The sequence below is a fragment of the Nitrospirillum bahiense genome (assembly GCF_007828025.1).
Classification (GTDB): Bacteria; Pseudomonadota; Alphaproteobacteria; order Azospirillales; family Azospirillaceae; genus Nitrospirillum; species Nitrospirillum amazonense.
Genome location: NZ_VITO01000021.1, coordinates 81,816 through 106,672, shown reverse-complemented (window position 1 = coordinate 106,672; position 24,857 = coordinate 81,816). Strand labels below are relative to the sequence as shown.

The following is a 24,857-nucleotide window of genomic DNA, read 5'->3' as shown; positions in this document are numbered from 1 at the left end:
GCAATCGATGGCTTCCTATGAATCATCCTTCTACGGCGAAGGCTACACGCTTATGCCAGCTCCGCTGTCAACCAGCGCTTCAAGCGATTGCCCTGAGGACCGCCCGGCCCGGCTTGACCGCCAGGGGGCCGGGGCCCTACCTTCGCCATCCGGTTTTATCTTCCTGCCAAGGCCATATCCATGACCCGCATCTTCTCCGGCATGCAGCCGACCCGCCTGCTCCACCTCGGCAACTACCTGGGCGCGCTGCGGAACTGGGTGGCCTTGCAGGACCAGTATGAATGCATCTTCTGTGTCGTGGATCTGCACGCCCTGACGCTGCCGCAGGACGCGCCGACGCTGACCAAGAACATCCGCGCCGTGGCCGCAGCCTACATCGCCGCCGGCATCGATCCCGACCGCAACCTGATCTACAACCAGTCGGCCGTGTCGGGTCATTCCGAACTGGCCTGGATCTTCTCCTGCCACACCCCCATGGGTTGGCTGAACCGCATGACCCAGTTCAAGGAGAAGGCGGGCAAGCAGAAGGACATGGCGGCCCTGGGCCTCTATGCCTATCCCGTGCTGATGGCCGCCGACATCCTGCTGTACAAGGCGACCCACGTGCCGGTGGGTGAGGACCAGAAGCAGCATCTGGAACTGGCCCGCGACATCGCCGGCGCCTTCAACCGCTTCTATGAGAAGGACGTGTTCCCCCTGCCGGAACCGCAGATCCTGGGTGAGGCGACCCGGGTGATGAGCCTGCGCGACGGCACCAAGAAGATGAGCAAGTCGGACGAGTCCGACTACAGCCGCATCAACCTGACGGACGACGCCGACGCCATCGCCCTGAAGATCCGCAAGGCCAAGACCGATCCGGAGCCGCTGCCGGCCACGCTGGAGGAATTGGCCAAGCGGGCCGAGGCCGACAACCTGGTCACCATCTACGCCGCGCTGGAGAACATCTCCAAGCAGGACGCCCTGTCCCGCCACGCCGGCGCCACCTTCTCCGCCTTCAAGGCCGATCTGTGCGACCTGGCGGTGGCCAAGCTGTCGCCCATCACGACCAAGATGAACGAGCTGCTGGCCGACCCGGCCGAGCTGGACCGGATCCTGCGCAAGGGGGCCGACAAGGCCAATGAGATCGCGGCCCGGACCATGGCCGAGGTGAAGGACATCGTGGGCCTGCTGCGGCCCTGAGCCGCGCAGAGGTTCCGGTGCTTTGAGATCAACGGCATGGGACCTGTTCCCGTGCCGTTTTTCTTTGGGCGCGACGGCAAGGGCCATGGCCCGCGTGCCGCCGCTCGGGTAGAGTTGGACCCGTGGCCGGCACGCCTTAAGGGTCCCATGCAAATCTATCTGCCGATCGCCGAGATGTCGGTCAATGTCTTCTGGGTCCTGGGCCTGGGGGCCATGGTCGGCTTCCTGTCGGGCCTGTTCGGTGTGGGCGGCGGCTTCCTCATGACGCCGCTCTTGATCTTTATCGGCGTGCCGCCGGCGGTGGCGGTGGGCACCCAGGCCAACCAGCTGGTGGGGGCCGGCGTCTCCGGCGTCATGTACCATTGGCGCAAGCGCAACGTGGATGTGAAGCTGGGCCTGGTGATGCAGGCCGGGGGCATCGTCGGCACCGTGCTGGGCGTCATGCTGTTCGGCATGTTGCAGCGGCTGGGCCACATCGACCTGGTCATCTCCCTGTCCTACGTCATCTTCCTGGGGGGCATCAGCGGCCTGATGCTGATGGAAAGCGTGCGCGCCCTGTTCCGTGGCCGGCGCAAGGGGGCGACGCGGGGCAAGCTGCACCACCACACCTGGCTGCATGGCCTGCCGTTCAAGATGCGCTTCCCCCGCTCGCGCCTGTACATCAGCGTGCTGCTGCCGGTGGGCATCGGCTTCATCGGTGGCGTGCTGGTGGCCATCATGGGCATCGGCGGCGGCTTCCTGCTGGTGCCGGCCATGATCTACATCCTGGGCATGCCCACCACCCTGGTGGCCGGAACCTCGCTGCTGCAGATCATCCTGACCACGGCGGTCGCCGCCGTGCTGCAGGCCGCCACCAACCACACGGTCGACATCCTGCTGGCCATGATGCTGCTGATCGGCGGCGTGCTGGGGGCCCAGCTCGGCTCGCGCGCCAGCGGCTATCTCAAGGGCGAACAGGCCCGCGCCCTGCTGGCCCTGACCGTGCTGGGGGTGGCCGTCAAGCTGGCGGTGGACCTGGTGCTGACGCCGGACGACCTCTATTCCATCACCACCACGGCGGGCCCGAAATGAGGGCGCGGCGCTGGGGCGGGGCGATGGCTGTGCTGGCGTTGCTGGCAATTTGGACACCGGCGCGGGCCCAGACCCTGGTGGCCGACCTGTCCAGCCATTTGATCGCCATCACCACCGGCTTCACCGGCACCGACGTTGTGCTGTTCGGCGCCATCGACCAGCCGGGCGACGTCGCCGTGGTGATCGAGGGGCCGGAAACCTCGCAGACCGTGCGGCGCAAGGACCGCATGGCCGGCATCTGGATCAACAACGAGACCCTGAAATTCTCCCACGTTCCCGGTTTCTACGGCGTCGCCAGCAACAAGCCGCTGGACGCGCTGCTGCCGCCGGCGGTTGCTCAGCGCCACGAAATCGGGCTTGATCATGTGCGCATGCTGCCGCGCGCCGACGCCGATGCGGCCACGGTGGCGGAGTTCCGCGCCGCCCTGATCCGCAACAAGCAGCGCGAGGGGCTGTACGGCACCGAAGTGGGGGAGGTGGTCTTCCTGGGCCAGCGCCTGTTCCGCACCTCGATCAGCTTTCCGGCCAACGTGCCGATCGGGTTGTACACCGTCAGCGTCTACCTCATCCGCAACCAGGACGTGGTGGGGGCTCAGACCACGCCGCTGGCCGTCAGCAAGATCGGCTTCTCCGCCGACATCTTCGACTTCGCCCAGCACAACGGCCTGGTCTATGGCCTGGTGGGTGTGCTGTTGGCGGTGGGCGCCGGCTGGCTGGCCGGCAGCGTCTTCCGCAAGGGCTGAGGCCTGATCGTTCCAACCGTTGAGCAGAGGGGTGCCGCGTCCCATGTCCACCGAAGATCCCACCTCCGCGCTGAGCACCGCTCCCGCTGCCTGCCAGACCCGCATCTTCCTGGTGGTGGTGGACGAGACGGAAGAGATGACCGTCGCCCTGCACTACGCCGCCCGGCGCGCCCGCAGCACCGGCGGCCGGGTCGCCCTGATGCACTGCATCGAGCCGGGCGACTTCCAGCACTGGGCGGCGGTGGAGGACCTGATGCGCCAGGAACGGCGGGAGGAGGCGGAGCAGCTGCTGCAGCGCCTGGCCCGCGATGTGGTGGACATCTGCGGCTCCCCCCCGGCGATCTATCTAAGGGAGGGCGACACCCGCGATGAGCTGTTGGCCCTGATCGCGGAGGAACCCACCATCTCCATCCTGGTGTTGGCCGCCGGTACCGGAACCGCCGGGCCCGGCCCCCTCATCACCTATATCGTGGGCAAGATGTCCGGCACGCTGCGCATCCCCATCACCATCGTTCCCGGCTCGCTGAATGACCTGCAGCTGGATTTGATCACCTGAGGCGCGGCCAGACCGGCATTCTTGCGTTCGCGATATGGGTGGGCGCCCTGTTTTAAAACTGTGACCGGGATTTTTAAAAGCGGTGATGGCGGTCATTCCGCTTTTGAAAATCCGACCTTTTAAAATCCGCCGGCGCTCGCAATCGCGGGCCCGGCATCGCATCGCCACAGGCACTAATTCCGGCCGTTTCCGAGGGTTTTCGCGGCTTGTTTTGCGGCCGTGCCAGTCCCGGCGCGGGGTCGCGCAGACCGGGTCTGTGACGTGACGCCTTGATATTGGCGGACAGTGGCCCCATTTTGGCTAAAATGCTGGTGCACATACGGCGCGCTGCCGTATTTTAAATCCACATTTCCGTGTTGTCTTTCAAGGTTTTCCGAATGTTCATCCAGACCGAGGACACCCCCAATCCGGCCACCCTGAAGTTCATTCCGGGCCGGGAGGTGTTGGCGCGGGGAACGGCCGATTTCGCCGACCGGACGGCCGCCGACCGCTCTCCCCTGGCGCAGGCGCTGTTCGATGTCGACGGCGTGGAACGGGTCTTCCTGGGCGGTGATTTCGTCACCGTTACCAAGGGGGGGAGCCAGGATTGGTTCACGCTGAAGCCCCAGATCCTGGGCCGGATCATGGAGCATTTCGCCGCCGAGCGCCCCGTCCTGCTGGACGAGGCGGAAGACGGCCACAGCGAAGGTGAAGAAGAAGATTCCGAGATCATCACCCAGATCAAGGAATTGCTGGACACCCGCGTGCGTCCGGCCGTGGCGCAGGATGGTGGCGACATCACTTTCCACGGTTTCGACAAGGGCGTGGTCTACCTGACCATGAAGGGTTCGTGCGCCGGCTGCCCCAGCTCGACCGCGACATTGAAGGCCGGCATCGAAAACATGCTGCGTTATTACATTCCTGAGGTTGTCGAAGTGCGCGCTGCCCGCTAGTATGCGCGCCGCCCACCCCCCGGATCGGAACGGGGAGGATGGTTTGGTGGGCGGCACCTGATGGGAACTGGGACCGACAGAGACGCGTCCCCCCGACGGTGTAAGTTCCCGTGCAGCCATGCCGGCCTGGAGAATGGCCCACATAGTGGCGGGCCCATTGGGCATGGCTGAACGGATTATCCCGGATTTGATTTCCGGCAGCAAAAACGTCCCATGGACGCGTACCCCGATCGCCCTATGTCCCTGAGCTGTGGACGCGATCGATGGGGCGGGCGTCTGGACGTTCCTCGGTAACTGTTCGGAGCATTCATTAATGGCGAAGGTCGACACTGCGGGGATTCCCGCGCAGCGCTGGCTGGCTATTGGTTCCGTGCTCGTGATGGTTTTCGCGGTGTTCCCGTTAACCCTCGCTGAGCTGGCGTCCGGAAGCGGTCCGCTTCTGGCACCCACCGGTTTTATCATTCCCGTGACCCGCCCGGCCGCCCCGGCCGTGGCCCAGGTGCAGCAGCCCGTGACCGTCCAGCCCAAGCTGGACGCGCAGAACCTGCTGGCCCTGTTTAAGGAAAAGAATTTCACGCTGGACGAGGTGCGCACCGGCGAGCGTCCCGTGCCCCGCATCGTGCTGGCGGGCCTGCCCCGCGACCTCGGCAAGATGGACAGCGTGGACGACCGCAAGCAGATCTTCGTGAACACCATGCTGCCCTTGCTGCTGCTGGTGAATGAGGAGATCGAGCGGGACCGCGCCCGCCTGATGGCGTTGCGCGACAGCATGAAGGGCGTGCCGGCCGATGCCGCCGCCAAGGCGGCCGTGACCGCCGCCCCCACCCCCGCCAATGCCAACGCGCCCATCGGCGGCACGGTGGTGACCGCCGCCGTCCGTACCCCGGCCGTGGGCGTGACGCCCCACGCCGCCGCCGACCCGGCCCAAACCGCCACGACGCCCACCCCCGGCGCCGCCATGTCGCCGCTGGATCAGGTGTGGGTGGCGCGGCTGGCGGCCCGTTACGGCATGGATCCCGCCCGCAAGATCGACCTCGACGCCCTGCTGCGCCGGGTGGACGTGGTGCCGGTGTCCATGGCGCTGGCCCAGGCGGCCGAGGAAAGCGGCTGGGGCACGTCCCGCTTCGCCCAGCACGGCAACGCCCTGTTCGGCCAGCTGACCTGGTCGGAAGAGGAGAAGGAGGGCATCACCCCCCGCAACCGTCACCCCGGCGACACCTCGCGCTTCCGCAAGTTCGAGGATCTGCTGGAATGCGTGCGCGTCTACATGCAGAACCTGAACACGCACGACGCCTACGCCCAGTTCCGCGCCACCCGCGCCAGCCTGCGCCGGCAGGGCAAGCCGCTGGACACCATGCTGCTGCTGAACACGCTGGATAAGTATTCCGAACTGGGTCCAGTCTATGTGAAGGCCGTGCGCTCCCTCATCCGCACCAACAACCTGCGCGATTTCGACCAGGCGGTGCTGCACAACGAGCCGCAACAGATCGTGGTGCAGGTGAAGCGGGCCAGCTGACGCGCCCACTTGCACGGGCCCGCCCGCTCTCTTGACGGTTTCTTGATTTTCCGGGCGCCGCGAAGCCGGCAGTCTTGCGGCGCCCCAGACCCCTCGGCATGCTTCCCCCCGGCATGCTTCGGGGCCCCCACCCGGACAATCACAGGCAGGAAACCGGATCCCATGAGCGAACCCTTGACCGAGGCAGGCAAGGACCTGCTGTTCCGTACCGCCCGCACCCAGAACGGCTGGATCGACAAGCCGGTGTCCGAGGCGCTGCTGCGCGAACTCTATGACCTGTTCAAGTTCGGCCCCACCAGTGCCAACTGCAGCCCAGCCCGCATCGTCTTCGTGACCTCGGCCGAGGGCAAGGAACGGCTGAAGTCCGCCCTGTCCGGCAACAACACCGAGAAGACGATGAAGGCGCCGGTCACCGCCATCATCGGCCATGACTTGGCCTTTTATGACCAGCTGCCCCGGCTGTTCCCTCATGCCGACGCCCGGTCGTGGTTCACCAGCAGCGAAGAGCTGGCCCGCACCACGGCCTTCCGCAACGGCACCCTGCAGGGTGCCTACCTCATGCTGGCCGCCCGTTCCCTGGGCCTGGACTGCGGCCCCATGTCCGGTTTCGACAACGCCAAGGTCGATGCCGAGTTCTTTCCCGACAGCACGGTGAAGTCCAACTTCCTGTGCAACCTGGGTTATGGCGATCCAGCCAAGGTCTTCCCACGCCTGCCGCGGCTGGAGTTCGAGGAAGCGTGCAGTATTGTTTGAGGTTCCCTCAGGCGCCGGGCGCCAGCATCCGCTGGCTTGGCTATCTTCGCTCCGCCCTGCGGCGCCCGCAGTCGCGGGCTAGGGTAAAAAGTGCGGCCTGGGCCCCTAGGGTTCAGGCCAGCACCTCAGGCCGTCAGCCTCGGCCCCAGCGCGCCGTCGTCCACCAGCGGATAGCGGTGGGCGTCGGGCAGCTGGTAGTGCCACCATTCCGATACGTAGTGCGTCCACCCCGCCACGGCCATGATGCCCATCAGTAGGGCGCGGTTGCGCTGGACCTCCGCCGGCACCGTGTCGTCGGTGTGGTAGGCGCGGGGGCTCATATCGTCGAAGCCCGTGCCCATGTCCAGCGGTGTGCCGTCGCCTTGAGCCAGGGTGAGATCCACCGCCACGCCGCGCGTATGGTTTGAGCCCTCGCGGGGGTCGGCGATGAACACCGGATCCGGCAGGGCCCGCCACAGCGCCCATTGCGCCTGCGGCGGGCGATAGGCATCGAAGATGCGCAGCCGCAGGCCCAGCGCGCCCGCGCGGGTAACGGCCCGGGCCAGGCAGGCGGCGGCAGCCGGATGCAGCAGGCAGGTCGGCCGGCTATACAGGGGGCTTCCCGTCAGGTTGTCGGCCGTGGCATAGCGAAGGTCGAGGTCGACGTCGAACCCCGACCCTGGGGCGATGGTTATGAAATGCGGCTGGCCGGTGGGTGCCATGGTCGCGTGCTGCCTCGTTTGGGTATGTCTTGGGTTCGGGAACGTTCTAGGGAAACCGCCATATGGGCCAAACCAGCGCCAGCTCACCGGCCGATGCCTTCCTGCCGGGGCCCACGATAGCATTGGGCATCGACACCGCCACCAGCGTCTGCGCTGTGGCCCTGTGGCAGGTGGATCCCGCCACGGGCGAGTCCCGCGCCCTGGCGGCCAAGGCCGAGGCGCTGGCCCGGGGCCAGGCCGAGCGCCTGCTGCCCCTGGTGGAAGAGGTGCTGGCCGAGGCCGGACTGGATTACGCTGCTATTGACCGCTACGGCGTCACCATCGGCCCCGGCGCCTTCACCGGCTTGCGCGTGGGCTTGGCGGCGGCGCGCGGCCTGGCGCTGGCCGCCGGCCGGCCGCTGATGGGCGTCACCGGCCTGCAGGCCTTCGCCCACGCCGCCGTTCATGGCCTGGGGGGCACGGTGCCCGACGGGCGGCCCCTGCTGGTCGCCATCGACAGCCGGCGCGATGACGTCTACCTGCAGGCGTTCGATGCTACCGGCTTGGCCCTGTCCGAACCGGAAGCGGTGCTGCCGGCCGATGTGCCGGCCTTCGCCGCCCGCCTGCCCGGCCTGCCACTGCTGCTGGGCGATGCGGCGCCCGCGTTGGCGACGGTGCTGAGCATTGCCGGCTGTGACCATTTGGTGGCTGGGCTCTCCGCCGAGGGGCCGGCGCTGGCGGTGGCGCGCATGACGGCGCTGGCCACCCCGGCCGTGTTGGCCACCCATCCGGCCAACCCCCTTTACATCCGGGCACCGGATGTCACGGTGGCCCCGGGGAAACCGGCCTGATGGCGGCCGCCTGGCGGATCCGCCCCGCGCTGGCGGTCGAGGCCGAGGTGTTGGCGGCGGTGCACGCCCTGTGCTTCGCCGATCCCGACGTGGCCGGACCGGCTTGGTCGGCCCAGGCCATTGTCGATCTCATGGGCCTGCCCGGCGTGGCCGCCCTGATCGCCCAGGATGAACAGGAACCCCTGGGCATGGCCCTGATCCGCACCGTGGTGGACGAGGCGGAGATCCTTACCATCGGGGTTACCCCCACGGCCAGGGGCCGGGGCCTTGGCACCGCCCTGACCCAGGCCTGTGTCGATACGGCCGCCACCGCCGGTGCCGCCGCGCTTTATTTGGAGGTGGCGGAGACCAACGCGCCGGCCCGCCGTCTTTACGCCGCCACGGGCTTTGAACCCGTGGGCCGCCGGGCGAATTACTACCACCTTGGCGGCCAGTCCGTGGCGGCGCTGCTGCTGCGCCGCGCGGTGGGCGCCAACGCCGCAGGGTAAAGCCGCGCGCACGGCCACGGAAACAAAATAAGCGCGTGGATTTTACTTTGTTACACGTATGCGGTGTATGCCTTCCGGCTGATCAATCCGCTCCGGCCCGCGCATCTCCACTGTATAGCCGTGCTCGGCCAATGACCTTGGGACGTTCTGAAGCGGCTCACCGCTGTTGAGCCGAATTTCCAGCGTTTCGCCCGGCTTCAACTTTTCCACCGCAAGCTTGGCTCTCACAAAGGTAATAGGGCAAACCTGCGTCGTTATATCCAAAAGACTGGGTATAGGCGTCTCGGTTATCAATCTATCCTCACGCGATGGACTTGAACGTTATTGCCATGCCTATGGTTTAGACTTATACAAGTCAGGTACTGAATCCTTGGAGTAAGGAAAATGACCGGTCCGTCCGCGGCGAGTGAGTTGTTATCCCTGACCACCGAAATTGTTTCCGCCCACGTCTCCAATAATACAGTGCCCCCTGCCGATCTGACGGCGCTGATCGAACAGGTCTACAAGACCCTGACCAACATCGGGCAGGAGCAGCCGGCGACGGTGGAGAAGCCCCAGCCCGCCGTGCCGATCAAGCGGTCGGTCACGCCTGAATACATTGTGTGCCTTGAGGATGGAAAAAAGCTCAAAATGCTGAAGCGCCATCTGAAGACGGCCTACAACATGACGCCCGAGGAATATCGCGAGAAGTGGTCCCTGCCGACGGATTACCCCATGGTGGCCCCGAACTACGCCAAGCAGCGCTCGCGCCTGGCCAAGGAAATCGGCCTGGGCACTCGGGCACGCGGCGACGCCTGACACTCCTGCCCAGCCCCCTCGGCGGTCGGTTTGGCCTGCCGGTCCAGGCAAAACGTCCGATCCGGCCGGCCGCAGGGCAGGGCTGCGCCGCAACCGTCCGGCACCCCTGCGGCGCCCGGAATGACCGTCCCAGGCGCCCGGCGCCTACGGCTGCGGTCCCGGGCCGGAAGGCAGCAGGGGGCGGACCGTCCCGGACCGGTTTTCCAAGCGGTGACGGCCATTTGCGGTGGCCCCCGCCATTGGTTCCAGACGCGCCGGACAAGCCCCACCACCACCCCAGGTGCAGCGCGTTTCCGCAGCTTTGGCGAAACCGCGGTGATTGTTTCTTCGACCTAACAGACGCGTGAATCTTTCGTGACCCGGTGGGGCTCCCCCGCATGAGTCGGTTGACCGCCCCGCGTCGCTTTGTGGTATGCCAATGTCGGAAGCGTCCTCCCGGGGGGTCGTAAGCCCGGCTTCGAACAGGCCAGGACTTCGAACGGGAGCGCGTCACGCAAATCGCGACCGCCTCTGGCGCCGCTCAAGGACCGCGAACGAGAGCATGGCTGACATCACGATCGACGCTCTGACCTCTGGCGATCTTCGCATGGGGAGCCTGGAGGTCCGCCTCGCCGAAACCAAGGCTGAGGTCGAGGCTGCCCAGGCCATTCGCTACCAGGTCTTCTACGAAGAGATGGAAGCGCACCCGACGCCGGAGATGCTGCGCCTGCGCCGCGACTTCGATGATTTCGACCCGCTGTGCGACCACCTGCTGGTCATCGACCACGCCCGTGGGGCCGGGGCCGCCGGGGTGGTGGGGACCTACCGCCTGATCCGCCGCGCCGCCGCCGCCCGCGCAGGCTCCTTCTACTCCAGTGATGAATACGACATCGCCCGTCTGGAGGAATACCGGGGCGAGATCCTGGAGCTGGGCCGCTCGTGCGTGGACGCCGCCTATCGCAGCCGCCACGCCATGCAGCTGCTGTGGCGCGGCATCGCGGCCTATGTCGCCGTGTACGACATCCATCTGCTGTTCGGTTGCGCCAGCCTGCCCGGCACCGATCCCAAGGCGTTGGCCCTGCCGCTGTCCTACCTGCACTATCATCACCTGGCCCCGCCGGCCCTGCGCCCGGTGGCCCTGCCGCACCGCTACGTCGACATGCGGCTGATGGAAGAGCATGATGTGGACCCGCGCCGGGGGCTGGCCATGGTGCCGCCGCTCATCAAGGGCTACTTGCGCCTGGGCGGTTTCGTGGGCGATGGCGCCGTGGTCGACCATCAGTTCAACACCACCGACGTCTCCATCGTGGTGAAGACCGACATGATCACCGACAAGTACCTGCGCCATTACGAGCGGCGCGGCTCGTCCCTGATCTGATCCTGTCCGCTTCCCCAGCATCCGCAACCTCGTCCGGAGGAGGGCATACCATGGCGATCGGCTCCACCCGTGCCGGTTCCGTGCGCCTGGCCCTCTATATGGCGTGGACCTTCCTGTGCATTCCGGTGCAGGCGGCCCTGGTGTCGCTGAACTTGCCGGGGCAGGCGCGCTTCCCCCGTTTCTACCATCGTGTCTGTTGCCGGCTGATGCTGGCGCTGGACGTCGATGTGGTGGGGGAGCCGTCGGTGGGCCGCCCGACCCTGTTCGTCTCCAATCACTCCTCCTACCTGGACATCCCGGTCCTGGGCTCCGTCATTCCTTGCTCCTTCGTGGCCAAGTCCGAGGTGGGCCTGTGGCCCCTGTTCGGGTTGCTGGCCAAGCTGCAGCGCACCGTCTTCATCAACCGCGCCAACAAGCGCGAGGCCGGGAAGCAGCGCGACGACATGGCCGGCCGCCTGATCGGTGGGGACAGCTTGGTTCTGTTCCCCGAGGGCACCAGCAGCGACGGCAACCGCGTCCTGCCGTTCAAGACCGCCCTGTTCGCCGTGGCCAACACCCAGGTGGACGGCCATCCGGTGGCGGTGCAGCCGGTCAGCGTGACCTGCACCCACCTGGACGATCTGCCGCTGGGGCATGAACTGCGCCCCTTGTACGCCTGGTATGGCGACATGGAACTGCCGCCCCACCTGTGGCAGATGATCGGTGCCGGCCGCCTGCGCATCCGGGTGGAATTCCACCCCGTGGTGTCGCTGGAGGACTTCTCCTCCCGCAAGGCCCTGGCCGATCATTGCTGGCAGGTGGTGGCCGCGGGCGTGGACCGCGCCGTGTCCGGGCGCTGGTCGCGGGCCTTGGCGCCCACCCGCCCCGCATCGTCCGCACCGGCGGGCATCGCGCCGGAAGCGGCGGCCGGGACGGCCTGATCACCGTCATGACGTGCGCCGCCCCGCTTGCCGCCCGGATCAGCCCAGGCCGAACCCCACCTTGACTACTGCCCCCGGCCGCCTAATGTTACGGCCAGCGCGCCAGCCCAGAGCCGGCGCGCCTTTTCCTGTTCGTGCGGTGCCCGCGGCCGGTGATCCGGCGTGGCAAGGAGTTCGGTGTGGCGACGTCGCGTAAGAAGCTGTTCATCAAGACCTACGGCTGCCAGATGAACGTCTATGACAGCGGCCGCATGGCCGACGTTCTGGCGCCGCTGGGCTATGAGCCGGCGGAGGAGGCGGAGGGGGCCGACATGGTCATCCTCAACACCTGCCACATCCGCGAGAAGGCGTCGGAGAAGGTTTATTCCGAACTGGGCCGGCTGCGCCTGCAGCAGCAGGAGAAGGCCGCGGCGGGTGAGCGCATGATCATCGCCGTGGCCGGCTGCGTCGCCCAGGCGGAGGGCGCGGAGATCATGGCGCGCGCGCCCCATGTCGACATGGTGTTCGGGCCGCAGACCTATCACCAGCTGCCGGAGATGGTGACCCGCGCCGTGCGCGGCGCCGGCGGCGTCATCAACACCGATTTCCCGGTGGAGAGCAAATTCGACCTGCTGCCGGGCGAGGGCGCCACGCCCCAGGGGCCGTCGGCCTTCGTCTCCGTCCAGGAAGGCTGCGACAAGTTCTGCACCTTCTGCGTCGTGCCCTACACGCGGGGCGCGGAATATTCCCGCTCCGCCGCGCAAATCCTGGAAGAGACGCGCCGCATGGTGGCCAACGGCACGGTGGAGATCACCCTGCTGGGCCAGAACGTCAACGCCTACCACGGCGAAGGGCCGGACGGCCGGACCTGGGGCCTGGGGCGGCTCATCCGCGAACTGGCGGAGATCGATGGGCTGCGGCGCATCCGCTACACCACCTCCCATCCCCGCGACATGGACGACGACCTGATCAGCGCCCACGGCCAGGTGCCGCAGCTGATGCCCTTCGTCCACCTGCCGGTGCAAAGCGGGTCAGACCGCATCCTGGCGGCCATGAACCGCAAGCACACGGCCGACGACTACCGCCGCATCGTCGATAAGCTGCGCGACGCCCGGCCGGGTCTGGCGCTCAGCAGCGACTTCATCGTCGGCTTTCCCGGTGAGACGGCGGAGGATTTCGCCGCCACCCTGCGGCTGATCACCGACGTGACCTATGCCAGCGCCTATTCCTTCAAATACAGCGCGCGCCCCGGTACCCCCGCCGCCGCCATGGCGGAGGGTCGCCTGACCGAGGACGACAAGTCGGCGCGGCTTGAGGCGGTGCAGAACCTGCTGGCCGGACAGCAACGCGCCTTCAACGCCGGCCTGCTGGGCACGGTGCAGGAGGTGCTGTTCGACCGCCGGGGCAAACTGCCCGGCCAGTTGCTGGGCCGCAGCCCCTATATGCAGGCCGTCCACGCCGCGGCACCCGACCGCCTGCTGGGGCAAGTGGTGCCGGTGCGCGTCACCGCGGTGTCGGCCAGCAGCCTGGGCGGCGAGGTCGTGACCACCGAAAGCGTGCACGGCGAGGCCCAGCAGGGCGCGGGCGGCCGCCCATCCTTCATCAGCCCCGATATCAAGGCCAATCATCAGGAGATGACGGCGTGACCCAAGTGTCCGGACCGGACCAGCGTATCGATCTGCAGTTCGATGACAATCGCCTGCTGCCCCTGCTGTTCGGGGAACATGAGCAGTATCTGAGCCGAGTCGAGCGCCAGCTGGGCGTCAACCTCATCAGCCGCGGCAACTGCCTGACGATCACCGGGCCCGAGGATGCCACCGGGGCCGCTCGCGCCGCCCTGGATGCCCTGTGGGAACGACTGAAGCGCGGCATGCCCGTGGGTCCGGCCGAGGTCGACGCCGCCATGCGCATCGCCACCGGCGTGGATGCCGAAAGCCGGGGCCGGGCCTTGGCCTCCATCACCCGGCCGGAGGCGGTGCTGAAGACCCGCCGCCGCGACATCACCCCGCGCTCCCCCACCCAGGCGGCCTATCTGAAGGCGCTGGCGGAGAACGAGTTGGTGTTCGGCTTGGGGCCCGCCGGCACGGGCAAGACTTATCTCGCCATGGCGCAGGCCGTGTCGCTGTTGATCACCGGCCGGGTGGACCGCATCGTCCTGTCCCGCCCGGCGGTTGAGGCGGGGGAGAAGCTGGGCTTCCTGCCCGGCGACATGCGCGAGAAGGTGGACCCCTACCTGCGGCCGCTCTACGACGCGCTGCACGACATGCTGCCGGCGGAGCAGGTGGCCAAGCGCCTGGTGTCGGGCGAGATCGAGGTGGCGCCGCTGGCCTTCATGCGCGGCCGCACCCTGGCGAATGCGTTCGTCGTGCTGGACGAGGCGCAGAACACCACGCCCATGCAGATGAAGATGTTCCTGACCCGCCTGGGCGAAGGCAGCCGCATGGCCATCACCGGCGACCTCAGCCAGGTGGACCTGCCCAGCGGCGTGAAGTCCGGCCTGCGCGAGGCGGTGGAGGTGCTGGAGGGTGTGGAGGGGGCGGCCTTCGTCCACTTCTCCGCCGCCGACGTCGTGCGCCATCCTCTGGTCGGCCGCATCGTCGACGCCTATGACCGCGCCGACGCCCGCAGGAAGCGCCTGGCCGACAAGGTCAAGACACCGGCGGAAACCGGGGAATGACCATGGACATGGCACGGGCCGATGCCCTCGAAATCATCGTCGAGGTCGAGGCTGGCGACTGGGAAGCCACCATCCCCGACGTCGAGGAGTTGGTGAGCGAGGCTGCGCGCAAGGCCTTGCGGCAAGCGCTGGCCGTCGACGCCGACGCCCTGCCGGAGGGGGAGGGCGAGGTCTCCATCCTGCTGTCCGACAACGCCGCCGTGCGGGTGCTGAACCACCAGTACCGGGGCAAGGACAAGCCCACCAACGTCCTCTCTTTCCCCATGCTGGGCGACGAGGATGAGGACGAGGAATTTGAGCTTCCGGAAGGGATGGAACGCCCGCCCTACCTGCTGGGCGACATCATCCTGGCGTATGAAACCTTGATGACGGAGGCGGCGGAACAGAACAAACCGGTCGCCAACCACTTGACCCACCTTGTGATCCATGGCGTGTTGCACTTATTGGGCTATGATCACATTGAGGACGCCGAGGCCGAGACCATGGAACGGCTGGAGACGGTGATCCTGGCGGACATGGGCATCGCCGATCCCTACCGGGACGGTGCCGGCCCCACCCGCGAAGACCCTCAGAGCGAAGAGACCACGCGCTAACCGATGGCCGATCTTTCCGACAGTCGAACGCCCCGTGAAGACGGGGCCGAAGATCACGGGTCACTGACCCAGCAATTCCGGGGCTGGCTGCGGGCCGCCCTGGGCGGGCGCGTGGATCCCACGCTGCGCGACACCATTGAAGAGCTGATCGAGGACAGCAGCGCGGACGAGACGTCCGTGGGCGGCAATGAGCGCACGCTGCTGGCCAACATCCTGAAGCTCCGGGGCCGCACCGTGGTCGACATCATGGTGCCCCGCGCCGATATCCTGGGCATCGAGGCCTCGATCAGCCTGCCGGATCTGATCCGCCGCTTTTCCGAGGACGCGCACTCGCGCATGCCGGTCTACCGCGAAACCTTGGACGACGTCATCGGCATGGTCCACATCAAGGATATCCTGGCGGTGGTGGCGGACCAGCGGCCCTTTGACCTTGAATCCATCGTGCGCGAGGTGCAGATCGTGGCACCCAGCATGCCGGTGCTGGACCTGCTGCTGCACATGCGCCAGGCGCACCAGCACATGGCCCTGGTGGTGGATGAGTTCGGCGGCATCGACGGCCTGGTGACCATTGAAGATCTGGTGGAGGAGATCGTCGGCGAGATCGAGGACGAACATGACGACGCGGTGCAGCCGCGCATCGTGGAACGGCCCGACGGCACCCTGATCGCCGACGCCCGTCTGCCGCTTGAGGATTTCGAGGCGCGCGTCGGCGCCGTCCTGGATGACGAGGAGCGGGAGGAGGTCGACACCCTGGGCGGCCTGGTGTTCTCGCTGGCCGGCCGCATCCCCCGCCGGGGCGAAACACTGGTCCATCCCTCGGGCATCGAGTTCGAGGTGGTGGACGCCGACCCCCGCCGCATCAAGCGGCTGCGCGTCCGCAACCTGCCCCAGGCGGCTGGCCAGGACATGCCGCTGGCGACCGGCTCCTGAACGTCCCGGCGCCGCCCGTAATCGGAGACCACCCCCATCGTGAGCCTGCCTGACCGTCTGGCCCGCCTCGCCACCCGCATGCGCGGGGGCGGACGCTGGCGTCGCCTGGGCTTGGCCGCCCTGCTGGGTGGCCTCGCCACCCTGGCCATGCCGCCCGTCAACGCCGTGCCGGTGCTGTGGTTGGCCTTTCCCGGGCTGATCTGGCTGCTGGACGGGGTGGAACGCCCGGCTGCCGCCTTCTGGACGGGCCTGGCCTTCGCCTTCGGCCATTTCGTGCTCAGCCTCTACTGGGTGGGCGAGGCGCTGCTGGTCTTCCCCCGCTTCTGGGCTTTGCTGCCCTTCGCCGTGGCCGGCCTGCCCTTCCTGCTGGGCCTATTCGTGGGCACGGGCACGCTGGTGTGGTGGGCCCTGGCGCGGCGCTTTCGGATCGGGGGTGTAGCCCGCTGCCTGCTGTTCGCGGTGCTGTGGACGGTGGTGGAGTATGTGCGCGGCCACGCCTTCACCGGCTTTCCCTGGAACCTCATGGGCTATGTCTGGGTCGGGCTGCCGGGGCCGGCGCAGGTGGGCTCCCTCATCGGCGTCTACGGCCTGTCGCTGCTGACGGTGCTGCCCGCCAGCCTGCCGGCGGTCCTGGCCGACGGCGGGCGGCGGCCCTGGGCGGGGCCGGTGGTGGGCCTGGGCCTGGTCGTCGTCATGACCATCTACGGCGTCGCGCGCGTGCCGGCGGGTGAGGCGCCGCTGGTGCCGGGTGTCATGCTGCGCCTGGTGCAGCCCAACATCGCCCAGACCGACAAGTGGAACGCGGATGCGGAGTTGGACCACGTCCGCCTGCTGCTGGCGCTGTCACGCCAGCCGCAGCCGCCGGGCCAGCCGCCCATCACCACCCTGGTCTGGCCGGAGACGGCCGTGCCCTACCTGCTGGAGGACGAACCGGAGCTGCTGAAGGCCGTGGGCCAAGTGACGCCGCGCGGCGGCCTGACCCTGACGGGCAGCCTGCGCCTGACCCCCGCCGGCACCCCCGGCGCGCAGGACGGCACCGACACCTATTGGAACAGCCTGGTGGTGGTGAACGACCAGGGCCAGGTGCTGGGCCATTACGACAAGGCCCACCTGGTACCGTTCGGTGAATACACCCCCTTCCGCCGCTGGCTGCCCCTGCGCGCGGTGGCGCTGGTGTCGCCAGGCAACTCCATCCTGGGGTCGGGGCCGGGTCCCAGCACCCTGGATCTGCCCGGCCTGCCGCCAGCCAGTCCGCTGATCTGCTACGAGGTCATCTTTCCCGGCATGGTGACGGCGCAGGAGGCGGGGACCGCTTCCGGAGGGGACCAAAGCGGAAATGGGGATGCGACAAAGAACCGCCCCCTCCCGGAACGTCCAAGATGGCTGCTGAACGTCACCAACGATGCCTGGTTCGGCCGCACGGCGGGGCCGCACCAGCATCTGGCCATCGCCACCATGCGCGCCATCGAGGAAGGGCTGCCCCTGGTGCGCGCCGCCAACACCGGTATTTCCGCAGTGGTAGATCCCTATGGGCGCGAACTGGGTCATTTGGCATTGGGCTCCCGGGGAGTCCTGGACCTTCCGCTCCCGCAGTCTACGCCCTGGCCTACACCTTATGCCCGATGGGGTGATGGCCCCTTGGCCGCTTTACTCTTGGCTGTATTGGGCGTTATCTATTTTTTCACGCTTCGGATGTATCAGGGTAGGCAGTGCCCTTGAGATGTCCATGACCGGATGTCCGTGATCGGGCGCCGAAGGGACCCGTGGCGGAGCCGTCGGGGTCAATGACCCCGCGATTGTCACCAGGACCAGGCGCCGGCTTGTGGTCGTATGGATCACGCCCCCATATGAGGTTGGCGGACCGAACAAGGGCCGGGGAGCGGGACGGTGGGATGCGGGCGGCGTGCCTTGACCACCCCTGAACGCTTGGCTTAGGGTCGTAATCGATCCGTAACGTGAGGATTTGGATCATGGAGAGTGTAATTGGGGCCCGCCGTTCCACCGGTGGGCGGCCTCGGATCGGAAAGCCCAACCCGATCGACGTTCACGTCGGCAGCCGCGTGCGCCTGCGCCGCACCCTGCTGGGCATGAGCCAGGAAAAGCTGGGCGAGGCCATCGGCCTGACCTTCCAGCAGGTGCAGAAGTACGAACGCGGCGCCAACCGCATCGGCGCCTCGCGGCTGTTCGACCTGTCGCGCGTGCTGGACGTGCCGGTGTCCTTCTTCTTCGACGACATGGCCGGCGACGCGCCGAACGACGTCGTGGATGAGGCGCTGTCGCCGGACATGGGCTTCGACGCCGACCCGATGGCCAAGCGTGAGACCCTGGAACTGGTGCGCGCCTACTATCGCATCTCCGATCCCGCCGTCCGCAAGCGCCTGTTCGAACTGACCAAGGCCGTTGCCAATTCCGGTGTGGAATCTGTGTCCGACGTCGCGTGATAGGGCCTGCCCCTTGACCGTTCTGTAGAAGCCTGCGAAAAAACGCCGCCTGGCTGCGAAAGCCCGGGCGGCGTTTTTTGTCGATATCACATCACTCCGCCGTAAATAGCCGTCGTTAATTTAGCCGAGGCGTCCCGTGGCCCAATCCAATTACGTCTTCACCAGCGAGTCCGTTTCCGAAGGTCATCCGGATAAGGTCTGCGATCAAATCTCCGATGGCGTGGTCGACCTCTTCCTGGCCCAGGACCCCTACGCCCGCGTGGCGTGCGAGACCCTGGCCACGACCAACCGCATCGTCATCGCCGGTGAGGTGCGCGGGCCCGAAGGCCTGCTGAAGGAGATCGAGGGCGTCGCCCGCGACACGGTGAAGGCCATCGGCTACGAGCAGGAAGGCTTCCACTGGCAGACGGCCGAGGTGCAGTGCTACCTGCACGCCCAGTCCGCCGACATCGCGGTCGGCGTCGATGCCGCCGGCAACAAGGATGAGGGCGCGGGCGACCAGGGCATCATGTTCGGCTACGCCTGCCGCGAGACCGACGATCTGATGCCGGCGCCCATCCACTACGCCCACCGCATCCTGAAGTCGCTGGCCGACGCGCGCCACGGTGGCGTGAAGGAACTGGGGCCCGACGCCAAGAGCCAGGTCAGCCTGCAATACGTCGATGGCAAGCCCGTCCGCGCCACCTCGGTCGTCGTGTCCACCCAGCACGCCGACGGCCTGGACCAGGAGGCCGTGCGCGAGATCGTGCGTCCGCACGTGCTGAAGGTCCTGCCCGAGGGCTGGATGTGCGACGAGGCCCACTTCTACGTCAACCCGACCGGCCGCTTCGTCATCGGCGGCCCGGATGGCGACGCTGGCCTGACTGGCCGCAAGATCATCGTTGACACCTACGGCGGTGCCGCCCCGCACGGTGGCGGCGCGTTCTCCGGCAAGGACCCGACGAAGGTGGACCGCTCGGCCGCCTATGCCGCGCGCTATCTGGCCAAGAACGTGGTGGGCGCCGGCCTGGCCGACCGCTGCACCATCCAGCTGAGCTACGCCATCGGCGTGTCGCACCCGCTGTCGGTCTACATCGACACCGCCGGCACCGGCCGGGTGGATGAGGAAAAGCTGTCCGACGTGCTGCGCCAGCTGATGAACCTCAGCCCCCGCGGCATCCGTGAGCACCTGAAGCTGAACCGCCCCATCTATGCCCGCACGGCGGCCTACGGCCACTTCGGCCGCACCCCGGACGCCGACGGCGGCTTCTCGTGGGAGAAGCTGGACCTGGTGGACGAGCTGAAGCGCGCGTTCTAAGGTTCCCCTGTCCTGACGCCCGGGGCCTTGGCCGATCGACGGATTGGCCAGGGCCCTTGGCTTTTCTGCCCCTTGCCTTGTTTTCGATCGCATCATGACGGACGAAACCCCAGCCCAGCATCGCGCCCTGCTTTACGGGCGTCGTCGCGGCCGGCCGCTACGCCAGCACCGCACGTCCTTGATCGAGGAGCTGTTGCCCCGCCTGCAGCTGGATCCGCCCGCCGGCGGGGGCGCCATCGACCCGGCGACCCTGTTCCCGGCGCCCAAGCGCGACCTGTGGGTCGAGGTGGGCTTCGGCGGTGGGGAGCATCTGGCCCAGCAGGCGGCGGCCAACCCCGAGATCGGCTTCATCGGGTGCGAGCCGTTTATCAACGGCGTCGCCAACCTGCTGCAGCACATCGAGGCGCAGAACCTGTCCGGCAATATCCGTGTCTGTCCGGATGACGCCCGTCCCATCTTGGACGCCCTGCCCGAGGCCAGCGTGGGCCGCGCCTTCGTGCTGTTCGCCGATCCCTGGCCCAAGCTGCGGCACGCCGAACGTCGTTTCATCGGCCCCGCCAACCTGCCCCGCCTGGCCCGCGTGCTGCGCGACGGCGCCGAACTGCGCCTGGCGACCGACGACCAACAGCTGTGCCGCTGGATGCTGGAGCACACGTGGCGCCATCCCGATTTCGAATGGCTGGCAGACAGGGCGTCGGACTGGCGCGTGCCGCCGGCCGATTGGGTCCAGACCCGCTACGAGCAGAAGGCGCTGGAGGCGGGACGGGTGCCGGTTTACCTGCGTTTCCGCAGGCGGGATCGTTAGTTCCTCAAGCGCCGGCGTGGCCATCCGGCTACTTGGCTATCCTCAGTTTCCAGTCCGCTTGCATTCCCCGGAAACTTCCGGCGGCCCCGTCGGGGCCTGCGGCATGAGGTGGTGCCTCATGCCGTCGTTGGCGCGTTGATCGGGTCAGGCGCGAGGTTCCGCGCCCAGCAGCGCGTCGGCGAACTGGTCCATGGTTTTCTGCGACAGGGCGGTGTTGTTCATCAGCACCACCGTGCGCCTGCCGTCCAGCCGGTGGCCCAGCACCAGGCGATAGCCCGCCGTCCGTCCCGTTTCCCAACCCGCCGGCACGGTCTGACCCTGGATGGTCAGGCGGCGCACCCGGCCCCCCAGGGCATAGTCCTCGGTGGGCACCTCCACATGGGTCAACTGGCGGCGGGACTCCGCCGTCAGGAAATCCGTGTCGAATGCCAAGTGGGCGGCGCGCATCAGGTCGGGGGCCGTGCTGGCGTAGCCGCCGGAGGCGGCCAGATAGGGCCGGCGATCATTGCGCCAACGGTCGGGCGGATTGGTGGCGCGGTACGAGGGCGCCGCCGCCGCCAGCATCGCGTCGGTGGCGCCGGTGGCCTTCAGGCCCAGCGGCTCCAGGGTGATGGAGCGTACCGCCGCCTGGAAGGGCAGGCCGGTCGCCCGCTCCACCGCCGCAATCACTACGATCCAGTTCACCGGGTGGTAGTCGAACCGGGCGCCCGGTTCGAAGGCCAGGTCGCCTTGGCCGAAGCGGGCCAGGGCCTGGGCGGTGGTCAGGTCGGCCTGCAACAGGGTGGGGTCGGCCTTGGCCTCGGCGATGAACAGGTTGGGCAGGCCGCTGGCGTTGCACAGCAGGCGGCGCAAGGTCAGCCTGGCGCCGGTGTCGGCGCGATAGTCGGGCAGGGCCCGCGTCAGCGGCGCGTCCAGGTCCAGCAGGCCGCGCTCCACCAGCTTCAGCACCGTCACCGTGGTCAACCATTTGCTGATGGAGGCGATGGCGTAGGGGGTGTCGGCCCGGGCCGGGACCTTGGCCTCGATATCGGCATAGCCCACGGTGCGGACGTAATCGGCCCTGCCCGCACGGCCCAGCATGACCACGCCCTGGAATCCGGTATCACGGACGAAGGCGTCCACCACGGTGTCCGGATGCCCCGCACCCCAGGCGGAAGCGGGCAATACGGAGAGCAGGGGCAGGCCGGCCCCGGCCCGCAGCACGGCGCGGCGGTTCAGCATGGCAGCAGCTCACCCACCTGGCGGGTGATCAGGTCCAGGTCCTGCGGCCGGGACAGGCGGTGGTCGCCGTCCTTCACCAGGGTGACGCGCACGTCGTCGTGATTGATGGCCGCCGCCAAATCCAGGCTGGTCTGCCAGGGTACGTCGGGGTCGCGCTGGCCGTGGATCAGGCGCACGGGCACGGACGGCAGGACCAGGGGCCGGTCCAGCAGCAGGTGGCGCCGGCCATCCTCGATCAGCGCCTTGGTGATGGGGTATCCCGCGTCGTCATAGAGTGAGGGCTGGCGCCATTCGCCGTCACGCTCCAGCGTGGCGCGGGCCTCGGCGTCCATCCGTGCCCACATCAGCCGCTCGGTGAAGTCCGGCGCCGGGGCGACACCCACCAGGGCGCGCACGCGGTCCGGCCGGGCCAGGGCCGCCAGCAGCATGATCCAGCCGCCCATGCTGGACCCCACCAGGATCTGCGGCCCCTCCGTCACCTGGTCCAGCACCGCGACGGCATCCTCCGCCCAGGTGCCGATGGTGCCGTCGCGGAAATCGCCGCTGGAGGCACCGTGACCCTGGTAGTCGAACCGGACGAAGGCGTGGCCGCGCTCCTGGGCATAGGCTTCCAGCGCAGTGGCCTTGCTGCCCGTCATGTCGGACTTGAGCCCGCCCAGGAAGACAATTCCGGGGCTGCGGCCGGGGCTCTGTCGATAGGCTATGGTGGCGGGCCCCCGCTGTACGCTATGTATCGACGTCCCCGCCATGCTTGCCTTCCCCAGATGACCCTGACCCACACCCCCGGCACCGTAACGGCCTCGATCGACACCGGCAATCCCGCGCCGGCCCCCGATGGGGCCAGTTCCGATGGGGCCGCCGATGGAACCACCGTCGCCGGCTGGTTCGGCGGCGGTCGGCCCGTGGTGCTGCAGGTCATCCCCAACCTGGTGACGGGCGGGGCGGAGCGCGGCTGCGTCGACATGGCGGCCGCCCTGATGCGCGCCGGCGGCACCGCCCTGGTGGCGTCCGGCGGCGGCCCCATGGCGCGTGAGCTGGAACGCTACAAGGCCGAGCACATCACCCTGCCGCTGGCCTCCAAGAACCCCTTCACCATCTGGCGCAACGCCAGCCGGCTGGAAGCCCTGATCCGCGAGCGCGGGGTGGACATCATCCATGCCCGGTCCCGCGCCCCGGCGTGGAGCGCGTGGATCGCCGCGCGGCGCACCGGCATCCCCTTCGTCACCACCTTCCACGCGCCCTACAACTTCAAGGGTGAGCTGAAGCGCCGCTACAACGCGGTCATGGGCAGGGGCGACCGGGTCATCGCCGTCTCCCGCTTCGTGGCGGAGCATGTGGCCAGCCAATACGACGTGGGGCCGGAACGGCTGCGCACCATCCCGCGCGGCGTCGACACCGTGAACCTGGACCCCGAGCGGGTCAGCCAGGAGCGGCTGATCAAGCTGGCGCGCGACTGGCGCCTGCCCGAGGACCAGCGCATCGTCCTGCTGCCGGGGCGCCTGACGCGCTGGAAGGGGCAGCTGGACCTGATCGAAGCCATCGCCCGGCTGAAGCGCGACGACGTGCGCGCCGTGCTGGTGGGGTCCGACCAGGGCCGCACCGAGTACCGGGCGGAACTGGTGGCGCGCATCCGCGAGCTGGGCCTGGAAGGCCAGGTCACCATCGCCGACCACTGCAACGACATGGCCGCCGCCTACCTGCTGTCCGACGTGGTGGTCAGCGCGTCAGCCCGGCCGGAGGCTTTCGGCCGCGTGATCGTGGAGGCCCAGGCCATGGGCAAGCCCGTCATCGTCACCAACCACGGCGCCGTGGCGGAGACGGTGATCGATGGCGAAACCGGGCTGGTGGTGCCGCCGGGCGACCCCGCCACCATGGCGGCCGCCATCGGCGAGGCCCTGGCCCTGGACAGCCTGCAGCGCCGGGCGCTGGCGGCCGACGCCCGCCGCTTCGTGCTGCAGAACTACACGCGGGAGCGCATGTGCGACGCCACGCTGGCCGTTTATGCCGAGCTCTTGCACCTGCGGGCCACCGTCGGCATGGCGGCGTACCGCAAGGTCGGCTCGTGACGGAGACCAAACGCATCCTGGTCATCCGCCTGGGTGCCCTGGGTGACCTGGTGCAATGCTTCGATGCCTTCCAGGCCATCCGCCGCCGTCACCCACAGGCCCATGTCACCCTGTTGACCGGGCCGGCCTTCGTCGGCTTCGGCCGGGCCATGCCCTGGTTCGACGAGGTCTGGGCCGATCCGCGCGGCCGCAGCCCGCTGGCCTATTGGCGCTTGCGCCGCCAGTTGCGCGCCGGCCGCTTCGACACCATCTATGACCTGCAGAACAAGCCGCGCACCGCCCGCTACTACTGGCTGATGGGGCCGGGGCGCCGGCCGCTGTGGTCGGGCGCCGCCCCCGGGGCCGCCTTTCCGCTACCCGACCTCAAGGGCCTGCACAACCACGACCGCTACCGCGTCCAGCTGGAGGCCGCCGGCGTGCCCGACACCGGCCCCGCCAACCTGGACTGGTTGGCCGGCGACTTGGCCGGTTTAGCGCCGGAGGGGCCCTTCGTTCTGCTGGTGCCGGGCTGCTCGCCGCACCTGCCGCACAAGCGCTGGCCGGCCGAGCGCTATGCCATGCTGGGCCGGCGCCTGGCCGACCGGGGCCTGACCCCGGTGGTGGTGGGCACCGAGGCCGACCGCGACGCGGCGCGGGCCATCGTGCGCGACTGCCCCTGGGCCGTCGATCTTGTAGGCCGCACCAGCCTGGGCCAGCTGGCCAGCTTGGCGCGCCGGGCCGAGGGCGCGGTGGGCAACGACACGGGCCCCATCTTCCTGACGGCGGCCCTGGGCTGCCCGACGCTGATGATCATGTCGCACCATACCGATCCGGCGCGTTCCGCCCCCTGGGGGCCGGACGCCGCCTGGATCAAGGTGCTGGATCTGGCCGACCTGGGGGTGGACGCGGTGGAGACCGCGCTGCGCCTGCGGCCCAAGCCCGATGTGGCCCCAGATGGGGAGCCAGATGGGGCAAACGCTCCGGCTTAGGCCGATTGTTCCACTTGTTGCGCGCGCCTGTGCCCG

Annotated in this window: 26 protein-coding genes; 22 read left to right on the top strand and 4 right to left on the bottom strand. The window is 68.2% G+C overall.

Annotated features, from left to right (window positions below; translation table 11 throughout):
* Nucleotides 1-180: 180 nt before the first annotated feature.
* From trpS to FBZ88_RS24225, 7 genes are all read left to right on the top strand, one after another.
* A complete protein-coding gene (gene trpS / locus FBZ88_RS24255; protein ID WP_145619641.1) occupies nucleotides 181-1,179 on the top strand; it encodes a tryptophan--tRNA ligase in 999 nt (332 codons plus the stop codon).
* A 147-nt stretch (nucleotides 1,180-1,326) separates the two neighbouring features.
* On the top strand, nucleotides 1,327-2,250 hold the full coding sequence (locus FBZ88_RS24250) for a sulfite exporter TauE/SafE family protein (RefSeq protein ID WP_004271490.1): 924 nt from the start codon (nucleotides 1,327-1,329) through the stop codon (nucleotides 2,248-2,250).
* Nucleotides 2,251-2,273: 23 nt separating this feature from the next.
* Nucleotides 2,274-2,993: a TIGR02186 family protein gene (locus FBZ88_RS24245; protein ID WP_145619640.1), complete on the top strand. Its 720-nt coding sequence runs from the start codon at nucleotides 2,274-2,276 to the stop codon at nucleotides 2,991-2,993.
* Nucleotides 2,994-3,036: 43 nt separating this feature from the next.
* Nucleotides 3,037-3,549: a universal stress protein gene (locus tag FBZ88_RS24240; protein WP_145619639.1), complete on the top strand. Its 513-nt coding sequence runs from the start codon at nucleotides 3,037-3,039 to the stop codon at nucleotides 3,547-3,549.
* A 377-nt stretch (nucleotides 3,550-3,926) separates the two neighbouring features.
* Nucleotides 3,927-4,481 carry a NifU family protein gene (locus tag FBZ88_RS24235; protein ID WP_004271492.1) on the top strand — a complete coding sequence of 185 codons (555 nt, stop codon included), beginning with the start codon at nucleotides 3,927-3,929 and terminating at the stop codon, nucleotides 4,479-4,481.
* A 466-nt stretch (nucleotides 4,482-4,947) separates the two neighbouring features.
* Nucleotides 4,948-5,997, top strand: a complete 1,050-nt coding sequence (locus FBZ88_RS24230; protein ID WP_145619638.1) for a glucosaminidase domain-containing protein — start codon at nucleotides 4,948-4,950, stop codon at nucleotides 5,995-5,997.
* A gap of 162 nt (nucleotides 5,998-6,159) precedes the next feature.
* Entirely contained in the window at nucleotides 6,160-6,750 is a 591-nt protein-coding gene (locus FBZ88_RS24225; protein WP_145619637.1) for a malonic semialdehyde reductase, read from the top strand.
* Between the two features lie 125 nt (nucleotides 6,751-6,875).
* On the opposite strand, the gene ddpX is transcribed toward FBZ88_RS24225, so the two are convergent.
* The gene (ddpX, locus tag FBZ88_RS24220; RefSeq protein WP_145619636.1) at nucleotides 6,876-7,451 is read right to left on the bottom strand and encodes a D-alanyl-D-alanine dipeptidase; all 576 of its coding nucleotides are present in this window, start codon (nucleotides 7,449-7,451) and stop codon (nucleotides 6,876-6,878) included.
* 62 nt (nucleotides 7,452-7,513) lie between these two features.
* Between ddpX and tsaB the strand changes: the two genes are divergently transcribed.
* Both tsaB and FBZ88_RS24210 read left to right on the top strand, forming a co-directional pair.
* Complete coding sequence (tsaB, locus tag FBZ88_RS24215; protein ID WP_145619635.1) at nucleotides 7,514-8,281, top strand: tRNA (adenosine(37)-N6)-threonylcarbamoyltransferase complex dimerization subunit type 1 TsaB; 768 nt, start codon at nucleotides 7,514-7,516, stop codon at nucleotides 8,279-8,281.
* Nucleotides 8,281-8,769, top strand: coding sequence for a GNAT family N-acetyltransferase (locus FBZ88_RS24210; RefSeq protein ID WP_246138832.1), 489 nt, complete (start codon nucleotides 8,281-8,283; stop codon nucleotides 8,767-8,769). The genes tsaB and FBZ88_RS24210 overlap by 1 nt, the downstream gene beginning before the upstream one ends.
* A gap of 42 nt (nucleotides 8,770-8,811) precedes the next feature.
* Here FBZ88_RS24210 and FBZ88_RS24205 read toward each other — a convergent pair whose 3' ends face one another.
* Complete coding sequence (locus FBZ88_RS24205) at nucleotides 8,812-9,033, bottom strand: sulfurtransferase TusA family protein (protein ID WP_281290157.1); 222 nt, start codon at nucleotides 9,031-9,033, stop codon at nucleotides 8,812-8,814.
* A 120-nt stretch (nucleotides 9,034-9,153) separates the two neighbouring features.
* On the opposite strand from FBZ88_RS24205, the gene FBZ88_RS24200 reads away from it, so the two are divergent.
* From FBZ88_RS24200 to trmB, 11 genes are all read left to right on the top strand, one after another.
* Nucleotides 9,154-9,567, top strand: coding sequence for a Ros/MucR family transcriptional regulator (locus FBZ88_RS24200; protein ID WP_145619634.1), 414 nt, complete (start codon nucleotides 9,154-9,156; stop codon nucleotides 9,565-9,567).
* Between the two features lie 541 nt (nucleotides 9,568-10,108).
* Nucleotides 10,109-10,924 carry a GNAT family N-acetyltransferase gene (locus FBZ88_RS24195; protein WP_145619633.1) on the top strand — a complete coding sequence of 272 codons (816 nt, stop codon included), beginning with the start codon at nucleotides 10,109-10,111 and terminating at the stop codon, nucleotides 10,922-10,924.
* Between the two features lie 50 nt (nucleotides 10,925-10,974).
* On the top strand, nucleotides 10,975-11,844 hold the full coding sequence (locus tag FBZ88_RS24190; protein WP_145619632.1) for a lysophospholipid acyltransferase family protein: 870 nt from the start codon (nucleotides 10,975-10,977) through the stop codon (nucleotides 11,842-11,844).
* A gap of 179 nt (nucleotides 11,845-12,023) precedes the next feature.
* Nucleotides 12,024-13,469: a tRNA (N6-isopentenyl adenosine(37)-C2)-methylthiotransferase MiaB gene (gene miaB, locus FBZ88_RS24185; RefSeq protein ID WP_281290156.1), complete on the top strand. Its 1,446-nt coding sequence runs from the start codon at nucleotides 12,024-12,026 to the stop codon at nucleotides 13,467-13,469.
* Nucleotides 13,470-13,474: 5 nt separating this feature from the next.
* Complete coding sequence (locus FBZ88_RS24180) at nucleotides 13,475-14,500, top strand: PhoH family protein (RefSeq protein WP_186291298.1); 1,026 nt, start codon at nucleotides 13,475-13,477, stop codon at nucleotides 14,498-14,500.
* Nucleotides 14,497-15,093 carry an rRNA maturation RNase YbeY gene (gene ybeY / locus FBZ88_RS24175; protein WP_145619631.1) on the top strand — a complete coding sequence of 199 codons (597 nt, stop codon included), beginning with the start codon at nucleotides 14,497-14,499 and terminating at the stop codon, nucleotides 15,091-15,093. The genes FBZ88_RS24180 and ybeY overlap by 4 nt, the downstream gene beginning before the upstream one ends.
* A gap of 3 nt (nucleotides 15,094-15,096) precedes the next feature.
* Entirely contained in the window at nucleotides 15,097-16,023 is a 927-nt protein-coding gene (locus tag FBZ88_RS24170) for a hemolysin family protein (RefSeq protein WP_040847613.1), read from the top strand.
* A gap of 39 nt (nucleotides 16,024-16,062) precedes the next feature.
* Nucleotides 16,063-17,742: an apolipoprotein N-acyltransferase gene (gene lnt / locus FBZ88_RS24165; RefSeq protein WP_145619630.1), complete on the top strand. Its 1,680-nt coding sequence runs from the start codon at nucleotides 16,063-16,065 to the stop codon at nucleotides 17,740-17,742.
* A gap of 251 nt (nucleotides 17,743-17,993) precedes the next feature.
* Entirely contained in the window at nucleotides 17,994-18,464 is a 471-nt protein-coding gene (locus tag FBZ88_RS24160) for a helix-turn-helix domain-containing protein (RefSeq protein ID WP_145619629.1), read from the top strand.
* Nucleotides 18,465-18,600: 136 nt separating this feature from the next.
* Nucleotides 18,601-19,761, top strand: coding sequence for a methionine adenosyltransferase (gene metK, locus FBZ88_RS24155; RefSeq protein ID WP_145619628.1), 1,161 nt, complete (start codon nucleotides 18,601-18,603; stop codon nucleotides 19,759-19,761).
* 94 nt (nucleotides 19,762-19,855) lie between these two features.
* Nucleotides 19,856-20,566 carry a tRNA (guanine(46)-N(7))-methyltransferase TrmB gene (gene trmB, locus FBZ88_RS24150; protein WP_145619627.1) on the top strand — a complete coding sequence of 237 codons (711 nt, stop codon included), beginning with the start codon at nucleotides 19,856-19,858 and terminating at the stop codon, nucleotides 20,564-20,566.
* A gap of 144 nt (nucleotides 20,567-20,710) precedes the next feature.
* Here the strand turns inward: trmB and FBZ88_RS24145 are convergent, their stop codons facing one another.
* Both FBZ88_RS24145 and FBZ88_RS24140 read right to left on the bottom strand, forming a co-directional pair.
* A complete protein-coding gene (locus tag FBZ88_RS24145) occupies nucleotides 20,711-21,787 on the bottom strand; it encodes a serine hydrolase domain-containing protein (protein ID WP_145619626.1) in 1,077 nt (358 codons plus the stop codon).
* Complete coding sequence (locus FBZ88_RS24140) at nucleotides 21,781-22,536, bottom strand: alpha/beta hydrolase (protein WP_145619625.1); 756 nt, start codon at nucleotides 22,534-22,536, stop codon at nucleotides 21,781-21,783. Before FBZ88_RS24140 ends, FBZ88_RS24145 begins: the two co-directional genes overlap by 7 nt.
* Before the next feature lie 15 nt (nucleotides 22,537-22,551).
* Here FBZ88_RS24140 and FBZ88_RS24135 point away from each other — a divergent pair, with 15 nt between their 5' ends.
* Together FBZ88_RS24135 and FBZ88_RS24130 are read left to right on the top strand one after the other, a co-directional pair.
* A complete protein-coding gene (locus FBZ88_RS24135) occupies nucleotides 22,552-23,853 on the top strand; it encodes a glycosyltransferase family 4 protein (RefSeq protein WP_145619624.1) in 1,302 nt (433 codons plus the stop codon).
* The gene (locus FBZ88_RS24130; protein WP_145619623.1) at nucleotides 23,850-24,821 is read left to right on the top strand and encodes a glycosyltransferase family 9 protein; all 972 of its coding nucleotides are present in this window, start codon (nucleotides 23,850-23,852) and stop codon (nucleotides 24,819-24,821) included. Before FBZ88_RS24135 ends, FBZ88_RS24130 begins: the two co-directional genes overlap by 4 nt.
* Nucleotides 24,822-24,857 lie beyond the last annotated feature (36 nt).

Bases quoted from the DNA above. Each gene is read 5' to 3' on its own strand.
- FBZ88_RS24235 (WP_004271492.1), top strand. From the start codon at position 3,927: ATGTTCATCCAGACCGAGGACACCCCCAATCCGGCCACCCTGAAGTTC.
- FBZ88_RS24190 (WP_145619632.1), top strand. From the start codon at position 10,975: ATGGCGATCGGCTCCACCCGTGCCGGTTCCGTGCGCCTGGCCCTCTAT.
- ddpX (WP_145619636.1), bottom strand. From the start codon at position 7,451: ATGGCACCCACCGGCCAGCCGCATTTCATAACCATCGCCCCAGGGTCG.
- FBZ88_RS24225 (WP_145619637.1), top strand. From the start codon at position 6,160: ATGAGCGAACCCTTGACCGAGGCAGGCAAGGACCTGCTGTTCCGTACC.
- FBZ88_RS24170 (WP_040847613.1), top strand. From the start codon at position 15,097: ATGGCCGATCTTTCCGACAGTCGAACGCCCCGTGAAGACGGGGCCGAA.
- FBZ88_RS24135 (WP_145619624.1), top strand. From the start codon at position 22,552: ATGACCCTGACCCACACCCCCGGCACCGTAACGGCCTCGATCGACACC.
- trpS (WP_145619641.1), top strand. From the start codon at position 181: ATGACCCGCATCTTCTCCGGCATGCAGCCGACCCGCCTGCTCCACCTC.
- FBZ88_RS24160 (WP_145619629.1), top strand. From the start codon at position 17,994: ATGGAGAGTGTAATTGGGGCCCGCCGTTCCACCGGTGGGCGGCCTCGG.
- FBZ88_RS24200 (WP_145619634.1), top strand. From the start codon at position 9,154: ATGACCGGTCCGTCCGCGGCGAGTGAGTTGTTATCCCTGACCACCGAA.
- FBZ88_RS24210 (WP_246138832.1), top strand. From the start codon at position 8,281: ATGGCGGCCGCCTGGCGGATCCGCCCCGCGCTGGCGGTCGAGGCCGAG.
- FBZ88_RS24245 (WP_145619640.1), top strand. From the start codon at position 2,274: ATGGCTGTGCTGGCGTTGCTGGCAATTTGGACACCGGCGCGGGCCCAG.
- FBZ88_RS24250 (WP_004271490.1), top strand. From the start codon at position 1,327: ATGCAAATCTATCTGCCGATCGCCGAGATGTCGGTCAATGTCTTCTGG.
- FBZ88_RS24195 (WP_145619633.1), top strand. From the start codon at position 10,109: ATGGCTGACATCACGATCGACGCTCTGACCTCTGGCGATCTTCGCATG.
- FBZ88_RS24145 (WP_145619626.1), bottom strand. From the start codon at position 21,787: ATGCTGAACCGCCGCGCCGTGCTGCGGGCCGGGGCCGGCCTGCCCCTG.
- ybeY (WP_145619631.1), top strand. From the start codon at position 14,497: ATGACCATGGACATGGCACGGGCCGATGCCCTCGAAATCATCGTCGAG.
- FBZ88_RS24240 (WP_145619639.1), top strand. From the start codon at position 3,037: ATGTCCACCGAAGATCCCACCTCCGCGCTGAGCACCGCTCCCGCTGCC.
- FBZ88_RS24140 (WP_145619625.1), bottom strand. From the start codon at position 22,536: ATGGCGGGGACGTCGATACATAGCGTACAGCGGGGGCCCGCCACCATA.
- tsaB (WP_145619635.1), top strand. From the start codon at position 7,514: ATGGGCCAAACCAGCGCCAGCTCACCGGCCGATGCCTTCCTGCCGGGG.
- trmB (WP_145619627.1), top strand. From the start codon at position 19,856: ATGACGGACGAAACCCCAGCCCAGCATCGCGCCCTGCTTTACGGGCGT.